The organism is Vibrio diazotrophicus (assembly GCF_038452265.1).
GTDB lineage: Bacteria > Pseudomonadota > Gammaproteobacteria > Enterobacterales > Vibrionaceae > Vibrio > Vibrio diazotrophicus.
Genome location: NZ_CP151843.1, coordinates 780,564 through 798,886, shown reverse-complemented (window position 1 = coordinate 798,886; position 18,323 = coordinate 780,564). Strand labels below are relative to the sequence as shown.

The window sequence follows — 18,323 nt, the reverse complement described above, 5'->3', positions numbered from 1 at the left end:
CTCAATAAAATCCGTATGAGTTTATTAAAAAAACACTATTTAACGGCTTGCATTATGACAAGCCTGCCGACAGTTTCTGTCGCTAAGGAAACAGACGAGTTAAAGCAGCTTCGCTCCACTAGAATGTCGGAAAAGGTCAAGGTTCATGAGCAAACGGATAGCTCGCGTATCTACCTAGAACAAGGCGCGATTTGGGCAAGCCGAGATATAACAAAATTTAACCCCGTTTTAGCCGTTAGCGTGACTGACGAGGTTGAAGTTGAAAACGGCAAGTTTGTCAGTCCTATGAGTTTTTCTGTCGACACTAACTATGGCTACTATATCAAGTCATGGCAGTTAGAAGTTTATCGTGGTGGAGACCGACATCTATCACAACCGTTAGCCGTTCAGAAAGGTCAACAGCTGGCAAATAGCACAAGTATAGAATGGGATGGGACTACGGACGTCGAGCATATGTTCAAGCTGGGTCAACAACTCATTTTCCGCCTGAAAGCTTGGGATGAACAGGGGAATATGGATACCACCACATTGGGTGTGGTTGACCTTGTTCGACCTGATAAAGAAGTATCGATAGATAAAAATACGGGTCAGTCAGATAAAGGGCGTCAATTTGGTCGGGCGAACCTGATGCGCCATAACATTCCGACTTCATCAGGGTTGGCTAAATTTATGGGTACGGGGCTCAATGGTGTTGACAAAGTTGTTATCGGTGAGGATGAATTTGACGTTGTCGAAGGCGAGCTTTATGCAGAAATATTCTTACCAACAGACGCTTATAATTTCCCGACAAGCGTAGTATTTGATGACGGAGAAGAGCGTCGTTTTTCCCTTTATGCTCGAATTCCTGACACATACTACGCACAAGCAGGCTTAGCGGATTTTTATATTGGTTCTAACCGTGTAAGTGGTAGCACGGGGGCATTAGATGTAAATGACCAGTATGAAAAAGACATCTACAGCCAGGGCCGATTAGCCTATTTTGGGCAGGGAAAATTTGGCGATAAGCTGAGAGTTACTGCTCATGTGGATACACAAGAGCATGCCATTAAAGACATGTTTAAGCATCCTTTCGCCTCGAATGATAACTCAACGGTATTTGATATCGTCGATGGTGATGACGAGATGATGTATGGTCACTACGGTGATGGTTCCAATATCCGTAAAGTGGTGAATACACAAGGGAAAGTGTATTTAGACGTCGAGTACGACAAATCACAGTATTTGTGGGGTAACTTCAACACTGGAATCACTGGGACGGATAATAGCGATTACAACCGCAGTTTATACGGTTTTAAAGGTGATTATCGTACCCGTTCAACGACCAAATATGGTGAAGACCGATTAAACATTGTTGGTTTTGCTTCTCAAAGTGAATCTTTGTTTGCTCATGACGAATTTCTCGGGACGGGAGGCTCCCTTTACTTTCTGCAACACGGAGAAGTGATCCCCGGTAGTGATAAGGTCATGGTCAAAGTCACCAACAAGGATAGCGGCATTGTTGAGAAAGAGATTGCACTGACAGAAGGCGTTGATTATGAGATTGATGACTACCAAGGTCGCATCATTCTAACCAAACCACTGTCTGACATTGTTTCGAGTCGCTTTGGTGATGTGATAAATGATTCCCCTCGCGGTGGCTATGAAAACTATTTAGCGGTGGACTATGAATACGTTCCTACCGGAAGCAGTGCTAAAGAAGCGATGGTTTTAGGTGGTCGAATAAAGGGGTGGGTTAATGACTATGTTGGGTTGGGCGCTACCTACGCAAGTGAAGAAAAAGATGCACAGGATTATGAGCTTTACTCTGCCGATTTAACCTTAAGAGCGACAGAAGGTACTTATTTGAAGACCGAGTTTGGTCAAACAAAAGGTACTCAGACCGATAGTAACTTTGTTTCGTTTGATGGTGGTTTGACTTTTACACCTATTACCTCGGCAACAGAAGGCGACAGACAAGGCAACAACCTTCAGGTGCTTGGTGTTGCAAGCTTATATGATTTAGCTCCGAGCATTTTCGGTGCTGTGGGAAATGACATCAAAGCTTGGTATAAATCGAAAGATGCTGATTATTCTTATGCCAGTCAAAATGACAATTTAGAACAAGAGTCATATGGAGCAGAAGTTCGATTCCAACTTAGCGACTCTATTCAATTTGCTACTCGCTTTACTTCGATGGAAGAAAAAGAAGTGGATGGCAGATTAGAAACTGACAGTGAACAACTAGAAGCCGAAACACAGTTCCTAATCACTGACAACTTCAAGCTATCTGTTGCTGGTAAACAAATTAAAGAGCTAAACCAAGAAAAGGAGTCTGGCACAGGCACGCTCTTGGGAGCGAAAGCGGAATATCTTTGGGATAGCGAGAACAGTGTTTATATCAAAGGTCAAACTACCGTAGATAATACCGATAACTACGATGAAAACGACAGCGTCACAGTGGGTGGCGAGACTCGTGTTTTTGACGATATTACCCTAGGAGCCTCTTATACTGCGGGTGATAGAGGCGAGGCGACAGAAGGGACAATCAACTATGATGTGAATCGAGACTATTCGACTTATGTCACTTACGTTGATGACAACTATGAAGACCAAAATAACGTTATTTTGGGACAAAGGGCTGCTTTGACTCAAACCGTCGATTTTTATCAGGAAAACCAGTTCGTTAAAGAGAACAATGGCAAAGGTCGTATCGATTCTTTTGGTTTTGATAACGAAGTGAACGATGACGTCGATGTGGGCGTTTCCTATCAACAGGGTGAAATAGACTACGGATATGACCCAGAAAACGCCATAGTGGGCGTTGTACAACGCAAAGCCGTAAGCTTCAATGTCGCTGCTGATTTGGATGATGTGATACTCAAACACAAACTAGAGTACCGAGTTGACGAAGCAGAACAAACGAATGAAAAAGTGATTCAGTGGGTGACGACAAATAGTTACACCCACCATCTGACGGAAGAATACACACTATATGGAAAGTTCAACTATTCACGTTCAGAAGACGATACAAATAACGAGCTACTGGCTCGCTTTATTGAGTCAACAATCAGTTTGGCATATCGCCCAGTATATAACGACAACCTTAACTTGTTGTCGCGCTACACCTACCTCGTTGACTTTGACAGTCTGAGCCGAGATGTTACTTATTCAGATGAAGTCAGTCATATCATAGAAACGGAAGCTCTCTATCAATGGGATGCGAACTGGGAGTTTGGAACCAAGCTTGCCTACAAAGACAAGAATCAGATATTTAGCCGAGCATCTGGCGCAGATGTCGATGTTGATACAGATATCTATCTGGCAGGGCTAAGTGCCTCATATTTAATTATGAAAGGTTGGGACATCACTGGTCAGTATCACTGGAAGATCGATACACAGTTCGATGAAGTAGAAGATGGCGCGCTCGTTTCGTTCAATAAATATGTTAGTGATAACTTTAAAATAGGTGTGGGATACAACTTCTCTCGCTTTGATGACAACTTAACTAATGATGATGACTATGATGCACAAGGTCTCTTCATTAACTTAATCGGCAAGATCTAGAGGAAGGCGTAATGAGTGGTTTGAGCCGTAAAGTTAAATTAACGATAGCTTCAGGTTTCAGTGTTTTGGCATTAGCTGCATGCAGCACCGACACATATGTTAGCCAAGAAAATGTCGATAAATACGATCATCGAGTCAGTAAGTTTCTTATTGCAGAATGTCTATCCCCTGAGAGAGAAATAAAAATTGCAGTTGCCGAACATTTTGATTTTGATAAGTATGAGTTAAAAGAAGAGGATAACGCTGCGTTGGATCAGTTTGTGCGCGATATCAGGAAACTGAAAGGTCGTATATCCATAGCGGCACATACAGATTACCAAGGTTCAGAGACCTACAATGAGCAGTTGTCGCTACGTCGTGCAAACTCGGTTAAAGAGTACCTACTAAAAAATCTGCCTAATAATGAATATCAATGGGAACTGAAACACTTCGGAGAGAAGGTACCGTTATTTAAGGAAAAAACATTAGAGGCTAATGCTGCCAACCGTCGCGCGTATGTGATGTTTGAGCAAATGTTGGAAACGGAAACTCATGCTTCGTGTTTACCACCTAAGCCAGAACGTAAAGTTTTTGTCGCGTTAACCTCTCACTTTGAGTTTGATGATGCAACCTTGAGAGAGGAAGATAAGCAAGAACTGGATACGATTGCGTTAAAGCTAGAAGAGTTGCAAGGGCATATATTGATCGCTGGACATACTGATTATCAAGGTTCTGTTAGCTATAACGAAAAGTTAGCGTTAAAAAGAGCCGAAGCGGTAAAGGCGTACTTGGAAACCAAGGTTGCGAACACGGATTCGTTTATATGGGAAGTGAAATCGTTTGGCGAAAGTGAGCCCCTTGTGCATGAGAAATCATTAGTGGCCAACAAAAAAAACCGCCGTGTTTTTGTTGTGTTTAGAGAAGAAACCGTTCAACAAAGTAAGAAATAAGTTAAAACATAATGCGAAGACTCTAGTTTTATTCATGGGTATTGAAACGCCCATTGACTAGAGAAAATATTAAAAATTGCGAACAATAATGACGTTGATTACAGAAAGTCAGACAACAAGGAAGCAGTATGAATTCACCAAAAGTCGCTATTATCACTGGTGGTGGGCGAGGTATTGGCGCTGAAACAGCAAAACTCTTTGCTCGCCAAGGCTATGCGGTATGTATCAATTACAAATCAAATGCGGATGCAACGGCAAGCGTTGTGGAAGAGATTGTGGCACTTGGTGGTCAATGCATTTCGGTACAGGCTGATGTCTCTCAAGAGGCAGATGTGATGCGATTGTTTGAAACCGTAGATAAGGAGCTGGGTACACTCACTGTTCTTGTTAACAATGCGGGGATTTTGAAAAAGCAGATGCGTTTGGATGAGATGACCGCTGAGAGAATCAACGCTATCCTCTGTAACAATGTCACCAGTTATTTTCTCTGTTGCCGAGAAGCAGTTCAGCGTATGTCTACACGCCATGGTGGGCAGGGTGGTGTGATTGTGAATGTTTCATCAACCGCTTCCCGTTCTGGCGCTCCAAACGAATACATTGATTATGCAGCGTCGAAAGGCGCGATAGATACTCTGACGAAAGGTCTATCACTGGAAGTGGCGGCTGAGGGAATTCGCGTTAATAGTGTACGCCCCGGATTAATCCATACAGATATGCACGCTGACGGCGGTGAACCAGAGCGTATTGAAAGATTGAAATCCAGAATTCCTCTTCAACGTGGTGGTTTACCCGAAGAAGTGGCAGAAGCTATCTACTGGCTAGCTTCAGAAAAGTCATCATTTTCTACTGGCAACTTTTTAGATCTCGCTGGTGGTTTGTAAGCGATAAGGTGAATCCATAGCATGAATAAAAGCTTCGCAAAGTGAACACTGGGCTATTGCCTTATGTATCAAATATCAGTGGCATCATAGAACCAGATAGGAAAACGTTATTTATTTAGCTAAGAGATACTCGTTTAACCATGACTAGTTTTTAAGTTTTATTGAGTTCTGTTTCATATCGGTTCTAGGGTTGTTTTAACTTTCGATCTTCTTTTGTATTTATTTGTTGCACATTATTTATGTATCTTCGAAATATGTATCTAAGTATTTCAATTTAGGCAGTGTCTTGTGCTTTTGGATGGCGGATTTAATAGAATCAAACGTTGAGAATGGGCTGAAATTATAATTTTTAGAAAGCCTTTGGAACCAACATCTTTGATTATGGAGTTACCATGAGTAACCAAGCATTAAATCAAGCGTCATCACCGAAGCCGAGTGGTATGGATCGCTTTCTTAATTTCATTGAACGGGCAGGTAACAAGATCCCTGATCCGGCAATTCTATTCTTCTGGGCACTCGTTATTACTTGGGTTGCATCCGCACTTTTATCCAACGTTTCATTTGACCTTCTAAACCCAAGAACCGGCGAAGCGCTGGTAATTAAAAACCTGCTCACTGGTGAGTCGCTAGCGAATTTCCTTGCGAGTATGGTAACAACGTTCACTGGCTTTGCACCGCTAGGCATCGTGTTGGTTGCGATGTTAGGTGTCGGTGTTGCCGACTCTTCTGGCTTTATCACCACTGGTCTGAAGAAAATGCTGAACTTCACGCCAGCGAAATTGTTAACGCCGATGCTGATTCTGGTAGCGATTGTGTCACACACCGCAGCAGACGCTGGTTACGTATTGGTTATTCCTCTGGGTGGGATCATCTTCCACGCAGCAGGCCGCCATCCTTTAGCCGGCATTGCTGCCGCTTTTGCTGGTGTTTCTGGTGGCTTCTCTGCGAACTTTATTCCTTCTGGTATCGACCCATTGCTAGCGGGTTTTACTCAGACGGCAGCGCAAGTTCTTGATCCAGAGTACGTAGTAAACCCTCTGGCAAACATCATCTTTACTGGCCTTTCTTCTGTTATCGTTATTGCTATTGGTTGGTATGTAACCGAGAAAATCATTGAACCACGTTTGGCAAACACGCCAATTGATGAAGATGCAGAAAAGGCACCGGATCTTGCGTCTTTCACTGAGCTAGAATCAAAAGCTTTCCGTTACGCAGGTTGGGCAATGGTTGCTGGTATCGCGCTTCTTGTTGCAGCGCTAATGCCTGAAGACTCAGCACTCCGCTCTCCAGATGGTCAGATTACAGCGTTCTCTGCGCCAATTATGAAGTCTATCGTTCCGTTGATCTTCATCCTGTTCATCATTCCAGGTTATGTTTACGGTCGCGTTTCTGGCACATTTAAAACCAGCAATGACATCATCAAAGCGATGGCAACGACTATGTCTACTATGGGTGCATACATCGTCATGTCGTTCTTCTGTGCTCAGTTCCTATCGGTTTTCGCACAATCAAACATCGGTACTATGCTAGCGCTATACGGTGCTGAAGGTTTGAAAGCAATGAACCTGCCGGGTGAAGCAACAATTGTGGGTATGATCCTACTGACTGCCTCAGTTAACCTGATCATCGGTTCTGCATCTGCGAAATGGGCACTGATTGGTCCAATCCTTGTTCCAATGCTAATGGCTGTGGGTATTTCACCTGAGCTTTCTCAAGCGGCTTACCGTGTGGGCGATTCAGTATCTAACATCATTTCGCCTCTGATGGTGTTCTTCCCATTGGTGGTGGTTTACTGCCAACGTTATGTGAAATCAACAGGTATCGGTACTCTGGCTTCTCTGATGATGCCTTTCTCAATCGCAATGATGATTGGTTGGACTATCTTCTTGCTTGCTTACTGGGCGGTGGGTATTCCACTAGGAATTCAGGCACCTTACGAATACGTAATGTAATTACGCTGTGTAACCAAAAGCCTGCCAATTATCGCGCAGGCTTTTTTGTATCCGCTTGAAATTATTTATGGCCTACAAACCAGTCAGTTATATTCAAATTATCTTCCATAGCTTTGTTTAACCATGCTCTGTCAAAGGTGAACAAAAGATGTGAACTACACTGTAGAAGGAATAAAACAGTGGTCGCATCGCTTCTCACCACGTGAGTCAATGTTAAGCAGAAGCGAAGTAGGAGATTAATGGTATGGCAAAGTACAAAGTTGGCTACTTCGTCGGTAGCTTGTCTTCCAGTTCTATCAACAGGCTGTTGGCGAAAGCACTGGTACGCTTGGCTCCTCCTGAGCTTGAGCTGATTGAAATTCCAATCAAGGATCTGCCGTTATATAGCGCGGACTATGATGCTGATTTCCCGCCAGTCGCTCGTGAGTTCAAGAAAGCCATATCCGCTATTGATGGTGTGTTGTTTGTCACTCCAGAATATAACCGTTCAATACCCGGCGGACTAAAGAACGCAATAGACTGGGCGAGCAGACCTTGGGGGCAAAACTCGTTCACAGGCATGCCATCTGCGGTAATAGGCACATCTCCAGGTTCAATTGGTACAGCTGTCGCCCAGCAAAGCTTACGTGGCGTACTCTGCTTCTGTAACTCACCACTGATGAATACTGTGGAAGCGTATATTCAATTTAAACCGGGTTTAATCACAGAGGATGGGAAAGTGACAGATGAGGACACGGAGAAGTTCCTAGCTAAGTACATGTCTGAATTGCACGCTTTCATTGTGCGAGTTCTCACTGTGCTACCACGCTCGAAGAGCTAGCTTCTTGATTAGAAGTCAGTTAGTGAAACCACTACAAATTTAATGGCAGCATTGTGTCTCGTTTGCTGCCATTCTCTTTAATATTTTAGGTAACGAATAGGAAAAAATATGGCGATGTGAAGCATGATTTTTTCCACCTTTATCCTCCTAAATTCTAAATAAATTATCAGCTTTTAAACTGCAAAAAATAAAAATATTCACAAATATTTATATCTATTTGAACTAATCGGTGTATAGTGCACGCAGCTCTTAAACGTGAGCTATTTATGAAATGTTTAGTTCAAGTCTCTTCTCAGTTTTCTTTCGATCGATTTCGTTATACTACTCCTGCGGCAACTTATTCTTCATCTTCCATCAAATAGCCTCGATTTTGGATTTTATGATGATTAACGAGGTATTTATTATGTCTAATAAAGCAACTGGTTCAGTAAAATGGTTTAACGAAACAAAAGGTTTTGGTTTCATTTCTCAAGACAATGGCGGTCCAGATCTATTTGTTCACTTTAACTCTATCGTTTCAGAAGGTTTTAAAACCTTAGCTGAAGGACAGAAAGTAACATTTAGCGTTGAGCAGGGTGCTAAAGGCGCTCAAGCTACTAACGTTCTAACAGCTTAAGTTAGCTTTCGAAAAAATAAGCACGATTTGCTTATTTAAATAGAAAAAGCACGAGTAGGATAAAAATATTCCGAGAAGTTTTTATCCTAAATTCACGCAAGTGAACACCTTATTTTTTTGATGCTCTGAATAGTCTGTTTAATCGATATTTTTAGATTTATTTTATTTAGATGTAACTATGAATATTATTTCGTTGTTACTGAAGTTTTTCTTATTTTCATAAAGTATAAATCTCAGAATGAATATCTTTTAAAAATGCTTTTCAGTATAGGAATAGTGAATGAGAAAAAGACGAGATAAAGTTGCAAAGAAAGCTTGGAAAAGTGGCTACGAAGCAAAATTTGAGCAAATGGTAGGTGAATACCATAGTGCAAAAGAAACTCTTGAAACGATGACGGCTGGTTCCGATGAATTCAAAGCGCAGGAAAAACTCTGCGAATCTCTTTTCTCTAGTGCCGAACGCTTCTTTAAGCAGCACCAATAACTCAAGATTGATTTGCCACAGTCTCACTTGATCTTGTGGCTTTCTATCCCTTAGTCCCCCCTTACTTTCCCTCATTTATTTGCACTTCTAGTTAATCCAACTAACGATTGGTCAGGTTTCCAACAGAATTAAGTGCAAAATCATGCGCCAAACCCAAATACTTTTAAATACGTAAATGCAGCCGCCAGTTCAGGACCTTAGCTCAATTCTCGCGCTATACCCTAAATCGAGCAGCTTTTCAGTTACGTGAAAATGGATGTCGGATGTGCCTATCCTACTTTCAGTGAAGGTAATTCGTAGTCATAGGTTATGGATTCGTGGCCCCTTAATGCTGTTTCTAACAGTTAGGAAACTTTTCCTGAATATTTATTGTTGGGATCCCGCTTTTTTACTTTTCTTAAAAAGTAATGTGAACGCTATCACTAGATACTTTTTCCTTGTGGTCAAACCCCGTTGTCTTTACCTCATACCAACCCTATTCTCAGTCTGCTACTTAAAACAAAGGACTGAAAGCCTATGAACAACAAGAACAAGGTATTCTCGCTGGCGGTAACTACTTTGCTTACTGCTGGAATTTCTGCCAAAAGCTTAGCTGCTGATGTGACTGTTTGGGCTTGGGACCCGAACTTCAATGTGGCTGCCATGAATGAAGCGGCCGCTCGCTATAAAAAGATCGACCCTAGTTTTAATCTCAAGGTTATTGATTCAGGTAAGGAAGACATTGAGCAAAAACTGCATACCATGCTGGCCTCAGGTATTACGAGTTCGTTGCCTGATATTGTCTTAATTGAAGACTACAATGCTCAGAAGTATTTGCAGGCTTACCCTGGCTCTTTCTTGCCACTGCAGGAGCACATCGACTACAGCCAGTTTGCACCATATAAAGTTAAAGTGATGACTATTGGTGACAAAGTGTTTGGCATTCCTTTTGATTCTGGTGTTGCTGGCATGTTTTATCGAAGTGACTATCTAGAGAAAGCTGGCTACACCAACAAGGATTTGCTTAATATTACGTGGGACAGGTTCATTGAAATTGGTAAAGACGTCAAAGCGAAAACAGGTATTAGTATGCTGACATACGATATCAATGACGTAGTGTTACCTCACATCATGATGCAGTCAGGTGGTGAATGGTTCTTTACTCCAGAAGGAGAGATGAACATCGCTAATAACCAAGCGCTTAAAGAGACATTAAAAACTATCAAAGCAATCAACGACGCCAAAATTACTCGCCCAACATCAGGTTGGTCTAGTTTTGTTGGCAGCTTTAACGCTGGTCAGGTGGCTACAGTAACGTCTGGCGTTTGGATCATGGGTTCTATTAAAAGCGTTGACGAGCAAAAAGGTAAATGGCGAGTTGCACCAATCCCAAGTCTTAAACTACCTAATGCAAAACATGCTTCCAACCAAGGTGGTTCGAGTTGGTATGTGCTAAGTACCAGCAAAGATAAAGAAGCGACTATCAACTTCCTCAAGAAAACATTCGCAGCTGATGACGACATGTACCAAACCTTACTGGTTGAACGTGGCGCTCTTGGCACATATTTGCCAGCAAGTGTGGGCTATGCCTATACAGTCGAAGATGAGTTCTTCTCTGGGCAACCTGTTTTTTCTGATTTTTCCAAATGGGTAGCTGAGATTCCGCAAGTTTCTTATGGCATGTACACACAAGAAGTAGACAACGCCATCTCTGCTGAAATTCCTGCTCTTCTATCGGGTGATTCAGTTGACGACGTGTTAAAGCGCGTCGAAACCGCACTTAAATACCAACTGATGTAAACCACTTCGGCTTGGGGCTCGCCCCCCAAGCCTCTTCAATCCAATTAAATGGTGTAACCATGCATAAATCCAAGATGCACAGGCTGTATGACATTAACGGCTGGGCTTTTGTCGCAACTGCCGTGGGTTTAATTGCCTTAATGACTCTTTACCCGATTGGAAAGTCGCTCTGGTTATCATTGCATTCCGGTCGTGGGGTAATACTAGAATTTGCTGGTGTCTCTAACGTGATCAGGCTGTTTTATGATCCGATGTTTAAAAAAGCCCTATGGAACACTCTGACATTTCTAGCCATTCAAGTACCGATCATGATCTTCCTTTCTCTGGCGGTCTCATCGTGTCTGAACTCATCCAAATTAAGATACAAACAGTGGTTCCGATTGGCTATTTTCTTGCCTTGTGTAACTTCTTTGGTGGCTTACTCAATACTGTTTAAGAGTATGTTTGAGCTCGATGGCGTTGTGAATTCTGTATTGATGGCGATTCACATCATTTCTGAACCGATTCCTTGGTTAGCCGATCCATTTTGGGCAAAAGTAACGGTTATCATCGCTATCACTTGGCGTTGGACTGGCTACAACATGATTTTCTTTCTATCGGCAATGCAGAATATTGATAAGTCTATATATGAAGCGGCTCGAATTGATGGCGTAAGCCCGATAAAGCAGTTCTTGTTCATCACTGTTCCATTACTGAAACCTGTGATCTTATTTACTACGGTGACATCCACTATAGGTACGCTTCAGTTATTTGATGAAGCAATGAACATCACTAATGGAGGGCCTGCGAATTCAACGATGACTTTGTCACTCTATATCTACAACTTATCATTTTCTTATGTGCCGAACTTCGGTTACGCGGCCACAGTTTCCTATGTGATTGTTGTGCTATCGGCGGTTTTAGCTGTTGTGCAATTTAAAGCTGCGAGGAACAAGTAATCATGAAACGTAGTCAACTTTATACCTTATTCATGCACTTGTTTTTAGGTATTGTCAGTCTCTTCTCGCTATTTCCGTTTTACTGGATGGTGGTATCAAGTACCAACCGTACTAGTGATATAAACATTGGAAAATATACATTTGGTGACCAGCTACTGGTTAATTTCAACAATCTGACTAGCCAAGTGGATTTGACTTTAATTTTCTGGAATACAGCCAAAATAGCCATTATCAGTACAGTAGCGACACTAGCGATATGTTCTATCGCTGGTTATGCGTTTGAAATTTATCAAAGCAAGAATCGTGAACGTGTTTATACCGCTTTATTAACGACAATGATGATCCCGTTCGCTGCCTTGATGATTCCGCTGTTCACAATGTTTGGTAAAGCGGGGTTACTCGATACTCACTTTGCTGTGATAATGCCGACCATTTCTGGCGCGTTCATCATTTTCTACTTTCGCCAATGTACCAAATCTTTCCCTCTGGAGCTTATTGATGCTGCTAGGGTAGAAGGCGTTGCGGAGTGGAAAATTTTTCTTTTTGTCTACGTACCAATAATGCGAGCCAGTTACTCTGCCGCCTTCATTATCGTATTCATGTCCTCTTGGAACTCATTCTTGTGGCCCTTGATAGTCCTGCAATCTAATGAGCTTAAAACAATAAACCTTATTCTCTCTAGCTTTGCTTCTGCATATTCACCCGATTTTGGGCTGATTATGGTTGGCACAGTACTTTCCACATTGCCAAGCCTTTTGATTTTCTTCGCGATGCAAAAGCAATTTATCGCCAGTATGACCGGAGCCGTTAAATAATGCGAAATACCCAATTATTGTCTCAAAACTGGGTGTTTTGCCCAGGCTTTCACATCAACGCTTCACTTGAACATGTGCAGGGTAGCCAGAAAATAGAGTTACCGCACAACGCGGTTGATGTCCCACTGAACTATTTTGACGAAACAAAACTTCATCAAGATTTTACTTATCAGTATTGCTTAAAAGCGACGCAAACCGATTTTAGCAAGCAACTGGTTATGCATTTTGAAGGTGTGATGTGTGATGCACACGTATACGTTAATGGTAAGTTGACCAAGCAGCATAGCGATGGCTATACACCATTTGATGTGCATCTGTCACCTTGGTTACAAGAAGGCGACAATCACATTACTGTCACGTTAAGTGGACGAGAAAACCCAGCGATTCCACCTTTTGGTGGCATGATTGATTTTCTTTGCTTTCCTGGCATTTATCGTGACGTGAACTTAACTCGCTTTGATGAGGTACGCGTGAAGAACGTTAAAGTCGATACCTTTAACGTTCTGTCAAAGCCAACAGTGGAAGCTACGGTTTATCTGGAAAAACTGGCTGATTACAACGCGCCATTGACGATGAAGCTAACACTAGTCTCTGCCGAAGGTAATACAGTCGCTAGTCAGCGGATCACGAATTGCCAGTCAGATGAACAAGCGATAAAAGTGTGTTTCGAGCCACTTACTGAGGCGCAATTGTGGCATCCAGACCACCCGAATTTATATACGCTACAAGTAGAGCTGCTTGGTGAAAATCTGAGTGATTATTATCAGTGCCGTTTTGGGCTTCGTGAAGCGGAGTTCAGGGTAGATGGATTCTATCTCAACAATGAAAGACTTCAGTTGGTCGGGGTAAACCGACATCAAAGTTATCCGTATGCGGGCTACGCGATGGGTAAACGTGCCCAACAACTGGATGCGGAACTGGCTAAGCAAAAACTAGGCTTCAACTTGATTCGCACTTCTCACTATCCTCAGTCTGTACATTTTCTGGATCGATGCGATGAACTGGGATTACTTGTTTTTGAGGAAATTGCAGGGTGGCAACATGTCGGAGACCAAGCTTGGCAGCAGAAATCAATTGATAATGTGCGAGCGATGATTGAACGCGATTGGAATCACCCTAGCATCATTTTGTGGGGTGTACGCATTAATGAATCTGTGGATAGCCACGACTTCTATACTCAGACAAACGCATTGGCTCGTAAACTCGATCCTAGCCGACAAACGGGTGGTGTACGCTGCATTCAGAACAGTGAATATCTTGAAGATGTTTATACCATGAACGACTTCATTTTGAGCGATAGCCATTTGAATCCTAATGGGGATATTGAACTGCGCAGTCCGCAAACTGTCACTGGTTTAGATAAACCCGTTCCGTATTTAGTTACTGAATATGCAGGGCATATGTTCCCAACCAAACGTACTGACTGCGAAGTTTGGCAAAATGAGCATGTGATGCGTCATCTACGAGTGCTGAATGCCAGTTTTTCGAACCCGAATATTAGCGGTGCCATCACTTGGTGTTTATTTGATTACAACACCCACAGGGACTTCGGAAGTGGTGACAAAATCTGCTACCACGGTGTTAATGATGCATTCAGGGTTCCAAAGTTTGCTGCATCTGTTTATGCCAGTCAGATGTCGTCGAAACATCAGGTCATTCTTAATCCCGTGACCTACTGGACTCGTGGTGAACGTCCGGAGGCAAAAGCTCTTCCATTAATTATTTTGACCAACTGTGATCGTGTTGATATTCAGATTGGTGATGGTGTATGTCGCAGCTTTTTCCCTGACAAAGGTCGCTTCCCGAATCTGCCACACCCGCCTGTTGTGGTTGATGTGACTAATCAGAGAGATCTGCCTGTGGGCGACTGGGGTAACTCTTGGCAAGATATTAAGTTCACTGGTTATGTGGATGGTACTGTTTGTATTGAAACCGAACTTGCCGCCTCTCCGGTGCCAACGCTATTAGATATCCGTTTGCAGACAGATAGCTTAAAAGCTCACTGTGGTGATACCTGTCACGTGGTCATTAAAGCTCTCGACCAAAAAGGTCAAATACTGCCTTATTTCAAAGATGTTATTCAGATTAGTAGCAGTGACAATCTCACTGTAATCGGCCCGACATCAATACCTCTAGAGGGCGGCGTTGCTAGCTTCTGGGTGCGAGCGTTTCAACAAGGAACTGGCGAAATCAAACTGAAGAGTTCGTGTTTTGGCGAATTCTCTCGCTCTATTTTGGTTCAACATCAACAGGTCATCAGCCAACAAACTCAAAATGAGGTTCAATATGGCTAATATCACTTTAGAAAACATCGTTAAGCGTTACGGCAGTGTCCAAACCATACACAATGTTAATCTGGATATTGAGTCTGGAGAGTTTGTGGTTTTTGTGGGACCGTCGGGATGCGGTAAATCAACCCTGCTTCGTATGGTTGCTGGATTAGAGCAGATTTCTGATGGTGCAATTGAAATAGACAACCAGAGAGTGAACGAACTTGACCCTGCGGCTCGTGGTATTGCAATGGTGTTTCAGTCTTATGCTTTATACCCACATATGTCGGTTGCTGAAAATATCGGTTTTGGTCTGAAAATGAATGGTCGCCCAAAGTTGGAAGTTGAGCAACTGGTGCAGAGAGCAGCTAAAACTTTGCAGCTAGAACACCTACTCGATCGTAAGCCTAAAGAGCTATCGGGTGGTCAACGTCAGCGAGTCGCAATAGGACGGGCAATCGTTCGGGACCCCAAGGTGTTTTTGTTTGACGAGCCTTTGTCAAATTTGGATGCTGAATTAAGAGTTGAAATGCGTTTGCAGATAGCAAAGCTGCATCAGGAAATGGGAAACACCATGATCTATGTTACCCATGATCAGGTTGAAGCGATGACATTAGCAGATAAAATTGTTGTGCTCAATCAGGGGCGAATCGAGCAGGTGGGTTCTCCAATCGAGCTTTATAATAGGCCACAAAATCTTTTTGTGGCGGGTTTCATTGGCTCTCCTAAGATGAATTTATTACCCGCAACGGTAGTGAGCTGTGAACAAGAACGAGTGAATATTAAACTGAAGGACGGCAATACGGTGAGCTTGTTACGCGGTGATTACACGGTCTCAGAAGGGCAACCAGTGACAATCGGTATTCGTCCAGAACATCTCAATTTGGAAAGAGAAGGGGATGTTCATCTGACGATGCGTAATGAAGTAACAGAGCGACTAGGTAACGCGACATATATGTTTGGCCACTGTGCTGGCGTTGATAGTTTCAAAGTACACTTAGTGGGAGACCAAGTATTAGAAAGCTACTGTGATGTTGGACTGAGCTGCTTCAGTGAACAATGCCATCTGTTTAATGAAGAAGGCCTGCGTATAAACTAACGAAATCGTTTGAAACTTGATAAAAAGAAAAGCGGTCGTTGAACGGCCGCTTTTTCTATCTATTTTGCCTCTAAACATATGTGAAGCTGAAGTTAGAGTGGCTTAGCAAAACTTTTGCGCCATATCATTTCATAGCCGAGCTGAACGGTTTTGTGATATTGGCGTCCAGCAACGAGTTCCATAAATAGATCTACAGCCGCTTCTCCCATCTCTGTCGCATAGAGTCTCATTGTCGTGAGACTTGGATTCATATGCTGTGCGGTAGGGATATCGTTCATACTGATCACTTGGATATCTTTAGGAATTTCGATATCCCTTTCTTGGATGGCACGATAGACACCTATGGCGATAATGTCTGTTGCAGCAAAGACCACATCAGGCCAAGGTTGAGTGGACAGCATTTCTGTCATAGCTAAATAGCCAGATTCAATGCAAAAGTTCGTGCTAACCTTGCAGCGTGCTGAATCGTAGATGCCGTGAGCTTGGGTCATTTCTCGAAAAACATGTAAACGGGTCTCATCATTACCAATAAATGCAGGTCGCTGAACATCGGCTGATATCATATTGCCAACAATTTCTCGTGAGGCAGCTTCTCTATCGAATTGCACCACATCGCATTGTTTATCTAGCGGGTTTGAATCAACAAATATCAGGTTAGGATTTAGTGATTGGATGAGGGTGACATCTTGATCTTTAAAATGACCAACACAAATAACGGCTTGAGCTTGTTGTAAGAAACTGCTGTTCGCAGCCAAGTTATTGGCAAATGTATTACGCAAAGCGATGTTGTGTTGATGGCAGCTATTCTCTATGCCAATTCGAATCGCTGTATAGTAAGGGTCGTTTAGTTCTTCATTGGGACTAAGGCAATGAACGACCACCAAGTTTAGCGCGTCTCCATTTGCCAGCTTGTAGTGGGTGCGAGCTGCGATGGCACTTTGTTGTTGGCGCTGCTTCTTACGCTGGATAGGAGAAAGATAACCCAGCTCAATTGCCACTTTATTGATTAACTGTCGCTTTTCAGCAGTGATGGAAAGTGTATCGTCCTGATTCAGGACTCTCGATACTGTTGATGATGCTACACCAACTTTGTCTGCGATGTCTTTTAATGTTGCCAAAGAAAATTCTCTAAAAATTTTCTTAAAATATTACTAAACTTTTCCTAACAAGAAAGCGATCTTGGTCAACGGTTGAACTAACCAAGTGCAAACATCTCAGGTGTTCCTTTTCTAAATCTAATTTGGAATCTCACAACCCTATGTTTTCTTCCTGATCTAGTTCCTTAATGTATAACAGCTCACTTGTTTGGGATTCTGATTGGCATTAGAAGTCTACGCCATTTCCCAGATTGCACAGATCTCTTGCATAACTGCTTTGGCAATCGGCGAATTCGCTTTGTTTTTAGGCACAATAAAATAGAGCTCAGCCTCGAAGTCTAAATCTGGAATGATGGTGATTTGATTGTTCTGCGCATGTTCCTTTGCGTCTTGAAATTCATAAAAGCTCAGCCCCAATCCATTTCTTACAAGCTCTAAGCGAGTTGCATCATCATCACTGCTGGTAATGGCATTGATATCATCACCCAACTTCAATTTTAGAAAATCATCAAACGGGCAGTAGTAACCCATGGTAATCCAGTGACTCTTTTCTAAGGGCGTATCGGAGTTAAAACCAAATGGGGCAATCGTTGTGATTTTTTGCGATTTAACTTTCACTGAGACAAAATCGCTTGGCACTTCCCCATACACAAAACCTCCGTCCATCTCTTCAGAGCGTATTGCTTCAATCGTTTTCCCTGTAGACATAGGGTGGATTTGCAATGTAATACCGGGTGTACTTTCCAGTAAGTTCTCTATCAGGCGAGGGATTTCAAGCTGAGCTGGTTTTTGATTCAATGCCAAACGAAACGTTCCGACGATTTCATCTTGACTGGATGCCGCAGCGTTAACTAAATCAAACGCGGAATCTAAGGTTTTCTGCGCTTTTTTAAGCAACAGTTCGCCTTTTTCGGTCAGTTTCATCCCTTTACTGGTACGTACAAAAAGTGGCACTTGCAGCTCTTCTTCCAGCGCTTTGATGTGTGCGCTGACGGCTGGTGGCGTTGTATAGAGTTGCTTAGCCGCTAGGGTTAAGTTTCCTGTTTGAGCGACAACAACAAATGAGCGTAGGTGATAAAATTCCATCTAATCCAGCACGT

The 18,323-nt window shown here is 42.7% G+C and carries 14 protein-coding genes; 12 read left to right on the top strand and 2 right to left on the bottom strand.

Translation table 11 applies throughout. The features are described from left to right. The first annotated feature begins 15 nt into the window (after positions 1 to 15). The 12 genes from AAGA51_RS18975 (at position 16) to AAGA51_RS18920 (ending at position 16,126) form a co-directional block, all read left to right on the top strand. A complete protein-coding gene (locus AAGA51_RS18975) occupies positions 16 to 3,543 on the top strand; it encodes a hypothetical protein (protein WP_042483409.1) in 3,528 nt (1,175 codons plus the stop codon). A gap of 11 nt (positions 3,544 to 3,554) precedes the next feature. Further along, the gene (locus AAGA51_RS18970; RefSeq protein WP_042482917.1) at positions 3,555 to 4,472 is read left to right on the top strand and encodes an OmpA family protein; all 918 of its coding nucleotides are present in this window, start codon (positions 3,555 to 3,557) and stop codon (positions 4,470 to 4,472) included. Between the two features lie 128 nt (positions 4,473 to 4,600). After that, positions 4,601 to 5,353, top strand: a complete 753-nt coding sequence (locus tag AAGA51_RS18965; RefSeq protein ID WP_042482919.1) for an SDR family oxidoreductase — start codon at positions 4,601 to 4,603, stop codon at positions 5,351 to 5,353. A 392-nt stretch (positions 5,354 to 5,745) separates the two neighbouring features. Beyond that, on the top strand, positions 5,746 to 7,305 hold the full coding sequence (locus AAGA51_RS18960; protein ID WP_042482922.1) for an AbgT family transporter: 1,560 nt from the start codon (positions 5,746 to 5,748) through the stop codon (positions 7,303 to 7,305). 244 nt (positions 7,306 to 7,549) lie between these two features. Then, positions 7,550 to 8,125 (top strand): NADPH-dependent FMN reductase, encoded by a 576-nt coding sequence (locus AAGA51_RS18955; RefSeq protein WP_042482924.1) that lies wholly within the window; start codon positions 7,550 to 7,552, stop codon positions 8,123 to 8,125. Positions 8,126 to 8,528: 403 nt separating this feature from the next. Beyond that, positions 8,529 to 8,741, top strand: a complete 213-nt coding sequence (locus AAGA51_RS18950) for a cold-shock protein (RefSeq protein WP_042483411.1) — start codon at positions 8,529 to 8,531, stop codon at positions 8,739 to 8,741. 280 nt (positions 8,742 to 9,021) lie between these two features. Further along, entirely contained in the window at positions 9,022 to 9,225 is a 204-nt protein-coding gene (locus AAGA51_RS18945; RefSeq protein WP_042482927.1) for a hypothetical protein, read from the top strand. Positions 9,226 to 9,741: 516 nt separating this feature from the next. Then, on the top strand, positions 9,742 to 11,004 hold the full coding sequence (locus AAGA51_RS18940) for an extracellular solute-binding protein (RefSeq protein WP_042482930.1): 1,263 nt from the start codon (positions 9,742 to 9,744) through the stop codon (positions 11,002 to 11,004). Between the two features lie 59 nt (positions 11,005 to 11,063). Further along, a complete protein-coding gene (locus tag AAGA51_RS18935; RefSeq protein ID WP_042482934.1) occupies positions 11,064 to 11,942 on the top strand; it encodes a carbohydrate ABC transporter permease in 879 nt (292 codons plus the stop codon). A 2-nt stretch (positions 11,943 to 11,944) separates the two neighbouring features. Next, on the top strand, positions 11,945 to 12,757 hold the full coding sequence (locus AAGA51_RS18930; protein WP_042482936.1) for a carbohydrate ABC transporter permease: 813 nt from the start codon (positions 11,945 to 11,947) through the stop codon (positions 12,755 to 12,757). Next, positions 12,757 to 15,051 (top strand): glycoside hydrolase family 2 protein, encoded by a 2,295-nt coding sequence (locus AAGA51_RS18925; RefSeq protein WP_042482939.1) that lies wholly within the window; start codon positions 12,757 to 12,759, stop codon positions 15,049 to 15,051. Before AAGA51_RS18930 ends, AAGA51_RS18925 begins: the two co-directional genes overlap by 1 nt. After that, positions 15,044 to 16,126 carry an ABC transporter ATP-binding protein gene (locus AAGA51_RS18920; RefSeq protein WP_042482943.1) on the top strand — a complete coding sequence of 361 codons (1,083 nt, stop codon included), beginning with the start codon at positions 15,044 to 15,046 and terminating at the stop codon, positions 16,124 to 16,126. Before AAGA51_RS18925 ends, AAGA51_RS18920 begins: the two co-directional genes overlap by 8 nt. A gap of 92 nt (positions 16,127 to 16,218) precedes the next feature. On the opposite strand, the gene AAGA51_RS18915 is transcribed toward AAGA51_RS18920, so the two are convergent. After that, complete coding sequence (locus AAGA51_RS18915) at positions 16,219 to 17,244, bottom strand: LacI family DNA-binding transcriptional regulator (protein ID WP_042482947.1); 1,026 nt, start codon at positions 17,242 to 17,244, stop codon at positions 16,219 to 16,221. 213 nt (positions 17,245 to 17,457) lie between these two features. Then, positions 17,458 to 18,309 carry a LysR family transcriptional regulator gene (locus tag AAGA51_RS18910; RefSeq protein ID WP_042482950.1) on the bottom strand — a complete coding sequence of 284 codons (852 nt, stop codon included), beginning with the start codon at positions 18,307 to 18,309 and terminating at the stop codon, positions 17,458 to 17,460. Positions 18,310 to 18,323 lie beyond the last annotated feature (14 nt).